This window comes from Brachybacterium sp. J144 (assembly GCF_036321705.1).
Lineage (GTDB): Bacteria > Actinomycetota > Actinomycetes > Actinomycetales > Dermabacteraceae > Brachybacterium.
The window spans coordinates 79,192-91,842 of record NZ_JAZDCG010000026.1 but is presented as its reverse complement, the minus strand read 5'-3'; the positions used below and the strand labels follow the sequence as shown (position 1 = coordinate 91,842).

14 protein-coding genes are annotated in these 12,651 nt (G+C 72.6%); 8 read left to right on the top strand and 6 right to left on the bottom strand.

Annotation, left to right across the window (positions count from 1 at the left end; genetic code table 11):
* Window positions 1-62: 62 nt before the first annotated feature.
* Window positions 63-824: a methyltransferase domain-containing protein gene (locus tag V1260_RS10160; protein WP_329746697.1), complete on the top strand. Its 762-nt coding sequence runs from the start codon at window positions 63-65 to the stop codon at window positions 822-824.
* A gap of 96 nt (window positions 825-920) precedes the next feature.
* Window positions 921-2,120, top strand: coding sequence for an MFS transporter (locus V1260_RS10155; protein WP_329746696.1), 1,200 nt, complete (start codon window positions 921-923; stop codon window positions 2,118-2,120).
* Window positions 2,121-2,178: 58 nt separating this feature from the next.
* Here V1260_RS10155 and V1260_RS10150 read toward each other — a convergent pair whose 3' ends face one another.
* Both V1260_RS10150 and V1260_RS10145 read right to left on the bottom strand, forming a co-directional pair.
* Window positions 2,179-3,060, bottom strand: a complete 882-nt coding sequence (locus V1260_RS10150) for a helix-turn-helix domain-containing protein (RefSeq protein WP_442878151.1) — start codon at window positions 3,058-3,060, stop codon at window positions 2,179-2,181.
* A gap of 107 nt (window positions 3,061-3,167) precedes the next feature.
* Window positions 3,168-3,749, bottom strand: coding sequence for a TetR/AcrR family transcriptional regulator (locus tag V1260_RS10145; protein WP_329746694.1), 582 nt, complete (start codon window positions 3,747-3,749; stop codon window positions 3,168-3,170).
* A 141-nt stretch (window positions 3,750-3,890) separates the two neighbouring features.
* Between V1260_RS10145 and V1260_RS10140 the strand changes: the two genes are divergently transcribed.
* Together V1260_RS10140 and V1260_RS10135 are read left to right on the top strand one after the other, a co-directional pair.
* Window positions 3,891-4,205 carry a DMT family transporter gene (locus tag V1260_RS10140; RefSeq protein ID WP_329746693.1) on the top strand — a complete coding sequence of 105 codons (315 nt, stop codon included), beginning with the start codon at window positions 3,891-3,893 and terminating at the stop codon, window positions 4,203-4,205.
* Window positions 4,205-4,603, top strand: a complete 399-nt coding sequence (locus tag V1260_RS10135; protein WP_329746718.1) for a DMT family transporter — start codon at window positions 4,205-4,207, stop codon at window positions 4,601-4,603. Before V1260_RS10140 ends, V1260_RS10135 begins: the two co-directional genes overlap by 1 nt.
* Before the next feature lie 23 nt (window positions 4,604-4,626).
* Here the strand turns inward: V1260_RS10135 and V1260_RS10130 are convergent, their stop codons facing one another.
* Window positions 4,627-5,391 carry a TrmH family RNA methyltransferase gene (locus V1260_RS10130; RefSeq protein WP_329746717.1) on the bottom strand — a complete coding sequence of 255 codons (765 nt, stop codon included), beginning with the start codon at window positions 5,389-5,391 and terminating at the stop codon, window positions 4,627-4,629.
* 79 nt (window positions 5,392-5,470) lie between these two features.
* Window positions 5,471-6,265 carry an ABC transporter ATP-binding protein gene (locus tag V1260_RS10125; RefSeq protein ID WP_329746692.1) on the bottom strand — a complete coding sequence of 265 codons (795 nt, stop codon included), beginning with the start codon at window positions 6,263-6,265 and terminating at the stop codon, window positions 5,471-5,473.
* A 96-nt stretch (window positions 6,266-6,361) separates the two neighbouring features.
* On the opposite strand from V1260_RS10125, the gene V1260_RS10120 reads away from it, so the two are divergent.
* Together V1260_RS10120 and V1260_RS10115 are read left to right on the top strand one after the other, a co-directional pair.
* A complete protein-coding gene (locus V1260_RS10120) occupies window positions 6,362-7,918 on the top strand; it encodes an RNB domain-containing ribonuclease (protein ID WP_329746691.1) in 1,557 nt (518 codons plus the stop codon).
* Window positions 7,915-8,715, top strand: a complete 801-nt coding sequence (locus tag V1260_RS10115) for a hypothetical protein (RefSeq protein ID WP_329746690.1) — start codon at window positions 7,915-7,917, stop codon at window positions 8,713-8,715. The genes V1260_RS10120 and V1260_RS10115 overlap by 4 nt, the downstream gene beginning before the upstream one ends.
* 84 nt (window positions 8,716-8,799) lie before the next feature.
* Here the strand turns inward: V1260_RS10115 and glgA are convergent, their stop codons facing one another.
* Window positions 8,800-9,993, bottom strand: a complete 1,194-nt coding sequence (gene glgA, locus V1260_RS10110) for a glycogen synthase (protein ID WP_329746689.1) — start codon at window positions 9,991-9,993, stop codon at window positions 8,800-8,802.
* Between the two features lie 105 nt (window positions 9,994-10,098).
* Between glgA and glgC the strand changes: the two genes are divergently transcribed.
* Window positions 10,099-11,340, top strand: coding sequence for a glucose-1-phosphate adenylyltransferase (glgC, locus tag V1260_RS10105; RefSeq protein WP_329746688.1), 1,242 nt, complete (start codon window positions 10,099-10,101; stop codon window positions 11,338-11,340).
* A complete protein-coding gene (gene serB, locus V1260_RS10100) occupies window positions 11,337-12,017 on the top strand; it encodes a phosphoserine phosphatase SerB (RefSeq protein ID WP_329746687.1) in 681 nt (226 codons plus the stop codon). The genes glgC and serB overlap by 4 nt, the downstream gene beginning before the upstream one ends.
* A gap of 84 nt (window positions 12,018-12,101) precedes the next feature.
* Here the strand turns inward: serB and V1260_RS10095 are convergent, their stop codons facing one another.
* Window positions 12,102-12,629 (bottom strand): SixA phosphatase family protein, encoded by a 528-nt coding sequence (locus V1260_RS10095; protein WP_329746686.1) that lies wholly within the window; start codon window positions 12,627-12,629, stop codon window positions 12,102-12,104.
* Between the last annotated feature and the right edge of the window lie 22 nt (window positions 12,630-12,651).

Here is a 12,651-nt window from a genome sequence, read left to right as displayed (position 1 = left end):
GAACGGTACCAGGGCGGTGCAATCCGCTGGACGAGCGCGGCGGGCGGTGCCAGTCTCGGGCGATGAGCACCCACGAGACCACCCGCTCCGCCTGGGAGGACGCCTCCCAGAAGCATGTGCGGGAGTACGCCGAGCATCTCGAGCAGGCCCGCACCGCCCGCCTGCTGCCGATCGAGGAGAAGGTGCTCGGCGCGTTGCTCCCCGGCTCCGCGGTCCTCCACCCGCAGAGCGGTCATGGCCTCGACGACCACGCCCTGCTGCGACTCGGCGCCGCCTCGGTGCACGGCCTGGACTACAGCCCGACGGCGGTCGCGGCGGCGCAGCGCCGGGCCGACGAGCTCGGTGCCGCCTGCCGCTACGAGGTCGTCGAGCTGCCGGAGACCGGACTCGAGGACGGGATCGCCGACCTCGTCTACACCGGCAAGGGCGCGCTGATCTGGATGGCGGACCTGCACGCCTGGGCGCGGGAGATGCACCGCCTGCTGAGACCGGGCGGGCACCTGTTCGTGCTCGAGGCGCATCCGCTCGTGCCGCTGTGGGCCTGGGACGCCGACGAGGCGCGGGTGCGTCCGGACCGCGGCTACTTCGCGCCGAGCCACGCCAACGACACCTTCCCGGCGCGCGGGGCGACGGAGCATCAGCGCACTCTCGCCGAGCTGGTGATGACGGTGCAGGGCGCGGGCTTCGAGCTGCTGCACCTGGCCGAGCATCCCGAGCCGTTCTGGCAGCCGGACGGGGAGGAGCCCGCGGCCGCCTGGGACGGCCGTCTGCCGAACACGATCAGCCTGCTGGCCCGTCGGCGGGTGGACCGACACCCGTCCTGACGGCCCGACCACGAGGGGTGCCCTGTCAGGTCCTCCCGGTCGGAGCCGGAGCCTCCTAAGGTGCCCGGAGCCCCCTCCGGATCGTCGAAGGACCCCATGACCACCGCCATCCCCCGGCCCTCCCCCGTGCCCCGCCTGCTCGTGCCCGCCTCGGCGCTGCTGTGGGGACTGCACTCCTCGCTGCTGAGCCCTGCGCTCGCCCTGATCCTGGCGACGCTCTACGACGCCTCCACGGCGGACATCGGCTGGACCCTCGCGATCTACAACGCGGGCGGATTCCTCGCCGCGCTCGTGCTGCCGGCCTGGGCCGACCGGCGCCGCAACTACCTCGCGCTGCTGATGGCCGCCGCGGGGCTGACCATCGCGCTCGCCGCAGCCCTCGCCGTGGCCACCACCCTGCCGTGGGCGACCCTCGCCCTGGTGGTGCTCGGCGGACCGGCGGGTCTCGGCACGACGATGCTCTTCGCGCACCTGCGGGACGCGGGCGAGAGCACCTCCTCGATCGTGAACACGCGCGCGATCATCTCCGCCGCGTGGATGGGCGGGCCCCCGCTCGCCACCGTGATCATCGGCTGGGTGGGGCCGCGCGGCATCCTCCTCGCGCTCGTCGTGATCGCGGTCGCGAACATCGCCACCGCCGCCGTGATGATCAGCCGCCGTCACGCGCAGAGCGAGGAGGCCGCCGTTCCGGCGCGCTCCCCGCACGGCCTGCCGCCGGGCAGCCGTGCCGCGACGCTGCTGATCATCGGCGCCTTCGTGCTGTTCCAGGCCACCAATGCGACGGCGATGACCTTCATGACGCTCTACGTCACGCAGACGGTGGGCCTGCCGGTGCTGTGGGCGGGCGTCGCACTCGGGCTGACCGCGGCGCTCGAGGTGCCGGCCCTGGTCATGGCCGGCCGGCTCGGGGAGCGCACGTCGCATCTGCGGCTGGTCGCCGTCGGCGCCCTGCTCTCTGCCGTCTACTACGCGGGGCTGGTGATCGTCACCGAGCCGGTGCTGCTGCTCGTCCTGCAGATCCCCAACGCCCTCGGCTTCGCCGCGATCTCGGGGATCGGCCTCGCCCTGTTCCAGGACATGATCCCCGGGGCGGGCGTGTCCACGGGCCTGTTCATGAACGCGCGGCGCGTGGGCGCGGTGCTGTCCGGGCCGATCATCGCCGCGGGGGTGCTGCCGCTGCTCGGGCAGCGGGGAGTCTTCGTGATCTGCGCGGTCCTGACTCTCGCCGGCCTCGCCCTCATCCCGCTCGCGAAGCGGCTCGCGGCCCCGCCGGAGACGGCCGCCGTCGCCGAGTGAGCCGGCTGAGTCGACGGAGCCGACCAGGACCGGGCTCGACCCGTGCTGCCCCAGGGGATCAGGCGCGCTCCGCGGCGGCGGTAGAGCCGGCGGCCGGGGCGGGAGAGGTCTCCGCGAGACTGCCCAGCAGGCGCAGCCGCTCCGCGCTGGGCGAGCCCGGCTCCGCGGTGTACCCGAAGAGGAACCAGTCGGGATGGGCGGGCAGGGCCATCGCCTCGTAGCCGAGCTCGAGGTCGCCCACCTCGGGGTGGCGGATGCGCTTGATGCCGGTGCGATGGTGGCGCACGTCGTGCGCCGCCCAGCGCACCCGGAAGTCGTCGCTGCGGGTGACCAGCTCGCCGATCAGGTCGGTGAGGCGCCTCTCCCGCGGGCTCTGCCCCGCATAGGTGCGCAGGGTGGCGACGATGCCCGAGGCGTTCTCCTCCCAGTCGGGGAAGAAGGTGCGGGAGGCGGGGCTGAAGAAGACGAACCGTGCGGTGTTGCCCCGGGCGGCGGGGTCGCTGATCACCGGGGCGTACAGGGCGCGGCCGATGGGGTTCGCGGCGACCAGGTCCATGCGACGGTCCCGCATCCACACCGGCACGGACACCGCGTCGAGGAAGCGCTGCAGGGTCGGGGGGACCTCGGTCTCGGCGGCCCTCGGGCGCCGCCGGACGGGCGGACCCGCGGCCTCCGCCAGATCGTGCAGGTGATCGGACTCGGCCTCGTCGAGCTGCAGGGTGCGGGAGATCGCCTCGAGCACCTCCGGGGAGACGCCGCGCAGGTCGCCGCGCTCGATCCGGGCGTAGTACTCGACGCTGATGCCCGCGGCCATCGCGACCTCCTCGCGGCGCAGCCCGGGGACGCGCCGCCGACCGCCGCCGAGGATCCCCGCCCGTTCGGGCGTGATCCGGTCGCGGCGCGTGCGCAGGAAGTCGCTCACCTCTGCTCGATGGTCCATGGGGGCACCGTAGTGCGTCTCGCTCATCCCGCCAGGCTAGGTCGGCCCGACGACCGGAGGGAGGACCTGTCGGTTTCCCCTTGGCCGCCGCGTCCGCGGCGCGGTGCTCAGCGGGTGGCGAGGGATGCCAGGTGCCGGTCGAGCGCCGTGATCGCCTCCTCCTCGCCGGTCCCGGGCGGACGCCGCACCACGTGGAGGGCCAGCCCGTCGACCAGGGCGTGGAGGCGGGCTGTCTCGACCGCCCGGACCCGCAGGTCCGCGTCGCCGCACAGGGCGCTCAGGGCTTCCGCGCACACTCCGCGGATCGCCTCGTGGAGCTGGAGGTGGAGGGGCACCAGGGCCTCGTCGGTCATGGCCGCGGTGCCGAGCTCGAGCGTCACCTCCATCTCGACTCGGCGCGTCGCATCCAGCGGCAGGAGCTCGTGGAGCACCGCCCGCGCCCAGGGGATCCCCGCCGGCTCCCCGGCGGCCCCTATCCGCTGCTGGAGTCGCTCGAGGAGCAGCTCCATCGCCTGCTCCCGCAGGCTCGCCTGGGTGGGGACCGCGTAGCGGAGGGAGCTCGGGGCGAGCCCGGCTTCGGCGGCGACGTTGCGCACTGACAGGGCCCGCAGTCCGTCCCGGGCGAGGACCCTCAGGGCGGCGCCGGCGATCTCCCGCCGCCGGTGCTCGAGCTCGTCGCGCGTGGTCATCGGGGTCTCCTCGTCATGCGGGAATCCTCGCACAGCCGTGCGAGATGGTGATCTCTCTGGCAGGAGCTTCCCGAAGCTCGTACAACTGTGCGACTCTTGAGATGTCGCACAGTCGTACGAACGAGAGAGGGTGAAGGACCGATGAGCTGGATCGTGCTGATCGCCTCCGGGATGCTGGAGGCCGTCTGGGCGCGCGCCCTGGGCGTGAGCGAGGGGTTCACGAAGATGGGGCCGACGGTGCTGTTCGCCGTCGCGCTCGTGCTGAGCATGGTGGGTCTGTCCCTGGCCATGCAGACGATTTCCGTCGGCACCGCCTACGCGGTCTGGGTCGGCATCGGCGCGTTGCTCACCGCGCTCTACCCGATCCTCCGCGGCGAGGAGACCCTCGGGGCCGCACGGGGATTCCTGCTGGCCGTCCTCATCGGCTCCATCGTCGGCCTGAAGGCGGTGGCGTGATGGTGTGGATCGTGCTCGTGGCCAGCGCCTTCCTCGAGGCGGTTTGGGCCAATGCGCTCGGCGCGAGCGACGGCTTCACGAAGCTGCTCCCCTCGCTGGTCTTCGTCGCCGCGGTCATCCCGGGAATGGTCTCCCTCGCCTGGGTCGCGAAGCGGATGCCGATCAGCACCGCCTACGCCCTCTGGGCCGGGCTCGGCGCCGCCTTCACCGTGCTGTGGGCGATGCTCGCCGGCACCGAGCCGGTCACCGTGCTGAAGGTGCTGATGCTGACCGGCATCGTCGGCAGCGTCGTGGGGCTGAAGCTGCTCACCCCGGTCACGACGACGTCCGCGAAGTCTGCGGAGTCCGAGGAATCCTCCGCGGAGTCGGAGGAGACCTCCGCGGCGACGGCGCCGTAGGAGGAGGCGCCCGCCCGGGCGGCTCAGGCGCGGCCCAGCATCGCCCGGCGCTGCCAGAAGACCACCGCGCTCGCCGCGGCGACGTTCAGGGAGTCCACTCCCCCGGCCATCGGAATCACCACGTGCTCGTCGACGGCCCGCAGGGTTGCGGGCTTCAGGCCGTGCCCCTCTGCGCCGAGGACCAGGGCGACCTTCCGATCCGCCCCGAGATCGACCTCGTCGAGGGAGCGGGCTCCGTCGGTCAGCGCAAGGGCGAGCACGTCGAAGCCCGCCCCGTGCAGCACGTCGATCCCGTCGCCGGGCCAGGCGGGTAGGCGGGCCCACGGCACCTGGAAGACCGTGCCCATGGACACGCGGATCGAGCGGCGGTACAGCGGGTCGGCGCACTGCGGCGTGACGAGCACCGCGTCCACGCCGAGCGCGGCGGCGGAGCGGAACATCGCGCCGACGTTCGTGTGGTCGACGATGTCCTCGAGCACGGCGACGGTGCGGGCGCCCTCGAGCAGCTCTGCGACGCCCGGCAGCTCGGGTCGCTGCATGGCCGCGAGCGCGCCGCGATGGAGGTGGAAGCCGGTGAGCCGCTCGAGCAGGGGCTCCTCCCCGACGAACACGGGCACCTCCGGGAAGCGCTCGTAGAGCGGCGCGAACCTCTCCAGCCACTTCTCGCTCATGAGGAAGGAGCGGGGCGCCATCCCGGCGTCCATCGCGCGGGAGATCACCTCGTAGCTCTCGGCCATGAACAGGCCGCGCTCGACCTCGACGCGGGAGCGGAGCTTGACGTCCGTCATCCGCAGGTAGTCGTCGAGGGCGGGGTCGGCGAGGTCGGTGATCGGTCGCAGCTGCTCGCTGCGGTCCTCCGTCACCGGGTCAGTCCAGCGACAGCGAGCGGGCGGTGAAGCGCTCCCCGCGCTGCTCGACCACGAGCGGCAGCCCGAAGGTGCGGGTGAGGTTCTGGGAGGTGAGGGTCTCGGCGATGGGGCCGGCGGCCACGATCTTCCCTTCGCGCACCAGTGCCGCGTGGGTGTACCCCGGGGGGATCTCCTCGACGTGGTGGGTGACCAGCACGGTCACGGGGGTCGCCGGGTCCTTCGCGAGGCGCCCGAGGGAGCGCACCAGGCCCTCGCGGCCGCCGAGGTCGAGGCCCGCCGCGGGCTCGTCGAGAAGCAGCAGCTCCGGGTCGGTCATCAGGGCCCGGGCGGCGAGAACCCGCTTGCGCTCGCCGGTGGAGAGGGTGCCGAACATGCGGTCCGCGAGGTGACCCACGCCGAAGGCGGCCAGCAGCGTGCTCGCCCGCTCGGTGTCCATCTCGTCGTAGGACTCCTGCCAGCGGCCCACGATCGAGTAGCCCGCCGTCACGACCACGTCGAGCGCCTTCTCCTCGACGGGGATGGTGTCGGCCAGCTCCTGGCTGGCGAGGCCGATCAGCGGGCGCAGCTCGAAGATGTCCACCCGCCCCAGCTGCTCGCCGAGGATGGTGACGGTGCCGCTCGTGGGGTGCAGACGCGTGGAGAGCAGCCGCACCAGGGTCGACTTGCCGGCGCCGTTCGGGCCGAGGACCGCCCAGCGCTCGCCCTCGTGGATCTCGAGGGACACGGAATCGAGGATGTTGCGACCGCTCCGGCGGACGACGACATCGGAGAAGGAGGCAGCTGCGACGGACATGCTCCGAGCCTATCGTCAGCAGGGCGTCGGGGTCGGCACTGACCGGCCGCCGCGCCCCTAGACTGACCGCACCCCAGCCGCCGCCCAGGAGGTCCTGTGCCGCATCGCCCCGTCTCCCTGCACGCCCCACGAGGATCGGTCGCCGCCGACGTGATCCGCGAGGGGATCGACGTCCTGCTCGCCCGGGACGGTGAGGAGGTGCCGCTCGCGTTCCCGGCCGAGGTGCTCGCCGCGGCCGAGGCGGCCGCCGCCCGGGATCCCGCCGCCGAGGAGCGGGTCGATCGCATCGACGTCCCCTTCGTCACCCTCGACCCCGCCTCCTCCACGGACCTCGACCAGGCGATGCACCTCGAGCGGCAGGGCGACGGCTTCCAGGTGCTCTACGCGATCGCGGACGTCCCCTTCTTCGTCGACCTCGACGGCCCGATCGATCACGAGGCCCGCCGCCGAGGCGAGACCCTCTACCTGCCGGATCGGCGGATCCCGCTGCATCCCGAGGTGCTCTCGGAGGGCGTCGCCTCGCTGCTGCCGGACCAGACCTGCCCCGCCTTCGTGTGGGTGCTCGACCTGGACGCGCGCGGTGAGGTGCGCAGCGTCGACCTCGAGCGGGCGCTGGTCCGCTCCACCGCCAAGCTCGCCTACGACCAGGTGCAGCAGGAGCTGGAGACGGGCGAGGGCCACCCCACGATGCTCCTGTTGCAGGAGATCGGCGGCCTGCGCACGGCGCTCGAGGCCGAGCGGGGTGGGGCGAGCCTGAACGTCCCCGAGCAGGAGGTCATCGCCGAGGGCGACTCGGTGCGGCTCACCTGGCGCCGGCCTGCCCCGATCGAGGACGCCAACGCCCAGATCTCCCTGATGACGGGGATGGCCGCGGCCTCCCTCATGCTCGAGCACGGGGCAGGGATCCTGCGCACCATGCCCGCCGCCGAGCAGCGGGCCGTGGACCGCTTCCGGCGGCAGAGCGAGGTTCTCGGCGTGCCCTGGCGCAGCGACCAGGCCTATGGCGAGTTCCTGCGCACCCTCGACTGGCGCGAGCCCTCCCATCTGGCATTGCTGAACCAGGCCACCTCGCTGTTCCGCGGCGCCTCCTATGCGGCGTTCACCCGTCCCGAGGAGATCCCCGAGGATCCCGTGCAGGCCGCGATCGCCGCTCCCTATGCCCACACCACCGCTCCCCTCCGCCGGCTCGTGGACCGCTTCGTGCTGCTGGTCTGCCACGCCCATGCCCAGGGCCACGCCCCGGCCCCGGAGCTGCTCGCCGCCCTCGGGGAGATCCCCGGGGCGATGCAGGAGACCGGTCAGCGAGCCGGAGATCTCGAGCGGCGCGCCCGCGAGCTCGTCGAGACCCTCGCCCTCGCCGCCTGGGAGGGCGAGACCTTCGACGCGACCGTCATCGAGCGGCGCGAGGCGAGCGAGGGCCGGGACGGCGAGGGCGGCGCTCCGACCCGCGTCGAGGTCCAGCTGCTCGACCCGCCGGTCACCGCGTGGGTGCCGATGGACGCCGAGCCCGGCACCGTGGTGCGGGTGCGGCTGGAGTCCGTGGACCCGACGCAGCGCACGGCCGAGTTCGTCGCCGCTGACCGGGCTGGTTCCGAGGACGGGGCGGGCACCATCGTCGCGGCGGATCCGGCCCACTCCACGGAGTCCTCGTGAGCGAGCCGGGCGGTCGCGACCTCGTCGCCCTCCCCCGCGCCGCCGTGCTGATGCTGTGGGCCTCCGCCTACCTGCGCGGCGATGTCGGACCCGACGACGTCACGGAGCTCTCGATCGGCGCGGACCGCTCCGGGCCCAGTGGCCAGGGCGAGGACCTCTTCGACTGGCTCACCGCGCTGCGTCGGCTTCCCCTCCCGCAGCTGCGCCTGGTGCTCCCGGCGCCGGGCCGCATCGCCGGACTGGTGGGTCCGCCGCAGGCCCTCCCCGCGGCGCTCGAGGCGGAGCAGGCGATCGTCGTGACCGTCGCGGGCATCGCGGGCATCGCCGACCACACCCTCGTGCCGCTGGTGACCGAGGTGCCGGAGAGCGCCCGTCCGATGCATGCCGTGACCTGGATGCGCTTCCCCGCCCCGCTCGGCGCGCAGGTGCCGCCGCCGGCGAGTTCCGGTAGCGCCCGCGAGGAACTGCTGCACGCCCTGCGACGCACAGCCGAGGGCAGCGTCGACCTCGATCTCGTCCCCGACGAGCCGGTCGAGCTCGCCCGGGTCCCCGCGACCTGGACCACGACGGGCCTGCCGCGGCATCTCGAGGCCGGGACCGCCCACCTGCTGGTCCTCGCGGCCCGCACCCTGCTGCTCACCCGCAGCGAGATCGAGGAGGGGCACGGGCACACGCAGCACCTCGCCGAGGCCCTCGCCCGCCGCGGACTCCTCGACGAGCTGCACGACGCGGCGCGGTCGGCGCTCGTCGAGGTCATCGAGCGGATCGTTACCGCGGAGACCGACGGCATCGGCTGACCACCAGGGCCCGCCGACGGGGGCGGGTCCCGTCGGCCCTCCCCCGTCGGCCGCCGCCGACGGCACCGGCTCAGCCGAGCGGGATCAGCCGTGCCGGGCGAGGACCGTGCGGTACACCTCGAGGGTGCGCTCGGCGATCGAGGCCCAGGAGAAGTGCTCCGCCGCGCGGCGCCGCGAGGCCTCCCCCATCTCCTGCGCCCGTACCGGGTCCGAGACCATGCGCACCAGGGCGTCGCGCAGGTCCGCGACGAAGCGGTCCGGGTCCACCGGGGTGCCGGTGCCGTCGGTGAGCTGCTCGAGCTGCACCAGGTAGCCCGTCTCGCCGTCGACCACGACCTCGGGGATGCCGCCGGTGGCGGAGGCGACCACGGGGATCCCGCAGGCCATCGCCTCGAGGTTCACGATGCCGAGCGGCTCGTAGATGCTCGGGCACACGAAGGTGGTCGCGTGGCTGAGGATCTGGGTCAGCTCGTGCCGGGGCAGCATCTCGGTGATCAGGTGGACCGTGCCGCGCTCGGCGGCGAGCTCGCGGACCAGTCCGTCCACCTCGGCGGCGATCTCCGGGGTGTCCGGGGCGCCGGCGCAGAGCACCACCTGGTACTCGGCGGGCAGTTCGCGCACCGCGCGCAGGAAGTAGGGCAGGCCCTTCTGGCGCGTGATCCGGCCGACGAAGACGATCGTCGGTGCCTCCGGGTCGATGCCGCGGGAGGTCAGGGCCGAGGTCTCCGGGTTCGGCTGCCAGACGTCGACGTCGATGCCGTTGTGGACCACGTGGACCTTCTCCGGGTCCACGCCCGGGTAGGCGCGCAGGATGTCCTCGCGCATCCCGGCGGAGACGGCGATGATCCCGGCGGCGCCCTCGTACGCGGTGCGCTCGGCGAAGGAGCTGACGCGGTACCCGCCGCCGAGCTGCTCGGCCTTCCAGGGACGCAGCGGCTCGAGCGAGTGCGCCGAGAGCACGTGCGGCATCCCGTGTAGGAGGGACGCCATGTGGCCGGCGAAGTTCGCGTACCAGGTGTGGGAGTGGACCAGGTCCGCGCCCGCGCAGTCCGCGGCGATCAGCAGATCGGTACCGAGGGTCGAGAGGGCGGCGTTGGCGCCCTCGAGCTCGGCGGGGGTCGTGTAGGAGCGGGTGTCCATCTCGTCGCGCTCCGCGCCGAAGGCCCTCACCTGCACCTCCACGTGCTCCCGCAGCACCCGGGTGAGCTCGGCGACGTGCACGCCGGCCCCTCCGTAGATCTCCGGCGGGTACTCCTTCGTCAGCAGGTCCACGCGCATGTCCCGGCCCCTCTCCTGATCCTCTGGTCCACCGGCACCGCCCGCCGTCGATCGACGTCCGCGATCCCGGCGTGACCGGTGCCACGTCTGCACTATCCTCGCATTATGTCCTCCAAGAAGGTCCTCGCCATCGTCCTCGCCGGCGGAGAGGGGAAGCGGCTGATGCCGCTGACCCTGGATCGTGCGAAGCCTGCCGTCCCCTTCGGCGGCATCTATCGTCTGATCGACTTCGCCCTGTCCAACATCGTTAACTCGGGCTACCTCCGAGTGGTCGTGCTGACCCAGTACAAGTCCCATTCCCTGGACAAGCACATCGCGCAGACGTGGCGGATGAGCTCCCTGCTCGGGAACTACGTCGCTCCCGTCCCGGCGCAGCAGCGCCTGGGCAAGCACTGGTTCCGCGGGAGCGCCGATGCGATCGCGCAGTCCCTCAACCTGATCCGCGACGAGAAGCCCGAGCACGTGCTCGTGGTCGGGGCCGACAACATCTACCGGATGGACTTCTCGCAGATGCTCGAGGCCCATGTCGCCTCGGGGAAGTCCTGCACCGTCGCCGCGATCCGCCAGCCGCTCGAACTCTCCGACCAGTTCGGCGTGATCGAGACCGACCCGGCGGACCCGACCACCATCAAGGCCTTCGTCGAGAAGCCGAAGGAGACGGAGGGGCTCGCCGACGACCCCACCCAGATCCTCGCCTCGATGGGCAACTACATCTTCGACGCGGATGCCCTGGTCGAGGCCGTGACCCGCGACGCGGAGGACGACTCCTCGGCGCACGACATGGGCGGCAACATCGTCCCCGGCTTCGTCGCCGCGGGCGATGCGGCGGTCTACGACTTCATCCGCAACGACGTCCCCGGCTCGACGGACCGGGATCGCGACTACTGGCGGGACGTCGGCACGCTCGACGCCTTCTACGACGCGCACATGGACCTGATCGCCGTGCACCCGGTGTTCAACCTGTACAACAGCGACTGGCCCACCTTCACCGGCCATCGCAACGAGCCGCCGGCGAAGTTCGTGCACGCCGGCCCCGGCCGCGTGGGGACGGCGGTGGACTCCGTGATCTCGCCCGGCGTGGTGATCTCCGGTGCGCAGGTCTCCAACTCCGTGCTCTCCCCGGGCGTGCGGCTGAACTCCTGGTCGACGGTCTCCGACTCGGTGCTGATGGACAACGTGACGGTCGGACGGCACTGCCAGATCCACCGCGCGATCATCGACAAGGACGTGGTCATCCCGCCGCGCACGCAGATCGGGCTGGATGCCGCCGCCGACCGCGCCCGCGGCTGGGTGGTCACCGAGTCCGGGATCACCGTGATCGGCAAGGGCACGGTCATCGAGCCGTGAGCGGGACGGTGCGCACGGCGACGGGCCTGCTCGTGTCCGACGTCGACTCGACCTTCCTCACGCAGGAGGTGATCGAGCTCGTCGCCGAGCACGCGGGAGTGCGGGACCGGGTCGAGGAGATCACCACCGCCGCCATGCGCGGGGAGCTCGACTTCTCCCAGTCGCTGCGCGCCCGGGTGGCGCTGCTCGAGGGGCTCGAGGAGTCGGTGCTCGCCGAGGTGCGGGCGGTGCTCGTGCCGACGCCAGGCGCGCTCGAGCTGATGGCCCGGGCGCGGGCCGCCGGCTGGGTGACGGCTCTCGTCTCCGGAGGCTTTCACGAGATCATCGATCCCCTCGCCGCCGAGACGGGCATCGATCACGTGCTCGCCAACCGCTTCGAGATCGTCGACGGTCGCTTCACCGGCAAGGTCAGCGGTCCGATCATCGACGGCGAAGCGAAGCGGCGCACCCTGCTGGAGCTCGCCGAGCGCTACGGGCTGCCGCGCGAGCGGGTGGTCGCGATGGGCGACGGCGCGAACGACCGGCTGATGGTCGAGGAGGCGGGGACCGGTATCGCGTTCCGGGCGAAGCCCGCGCTGCGTGAGGCGGCCGATGTCATCCTCGACGGAGAGTCGCTGCTCGATGCGTGGCCGCACCTGGAGGCTGCGGCCTCCCGCCGACCCGTCAGCAGTCCCTGACGAGGATCGGCCCGCCCGGCGTTGCGCGCGGAGCGGGCCGATCCTCGTCGTGGCGGTGGAGCGCCCGAAGCGGTGTGCGCGAGCTCAGGGGCGCACGATGGTGTGCAGCGTGAGCCCGTCCTCGTCGAGGTCCTGCCAGTGAGGCAGCGCGCCGGACAGCACGCCCATCGCCCCCGTCGGCATGCCGATGCGGGCCTGAGCCTCGGCCCCCGAGTCGGAGTCCTCGGCGGCGAGATGCGAGATCACCGCGGAGATCGTCGGCTCGTGCCCGATGACCAGCAGCACCGAGTGCTTGTCCTTCACCTCGCGGACGAGGGAGAGGAGCTCCCGCCCGCCGCCGGTGTAGATGTCCTCGTGGAAGGTCACCTTGCCGTCGAAGGACGGCATCGCCGAGAGCACCGCCTCCCAGGTCTCAGTGGTGCGCCGGGCGTCCGAGACGAGCACCCGCGAGACCCGCACGTTCTGGGACTCGAGGTACTCCCCGACCAGTTGGGCCTGGGACCGGCCGCGGTCGGCGAGGGGACGCTCGTGGTCCGCGACGCCGGTGCCGCTGTCGGCCTTGCCGTGACGCATCAGGAGCAGGAGGCGACTGTCGGGGTCCGAGGATGACATGGGGCTGCGTTCACGCCTTCGT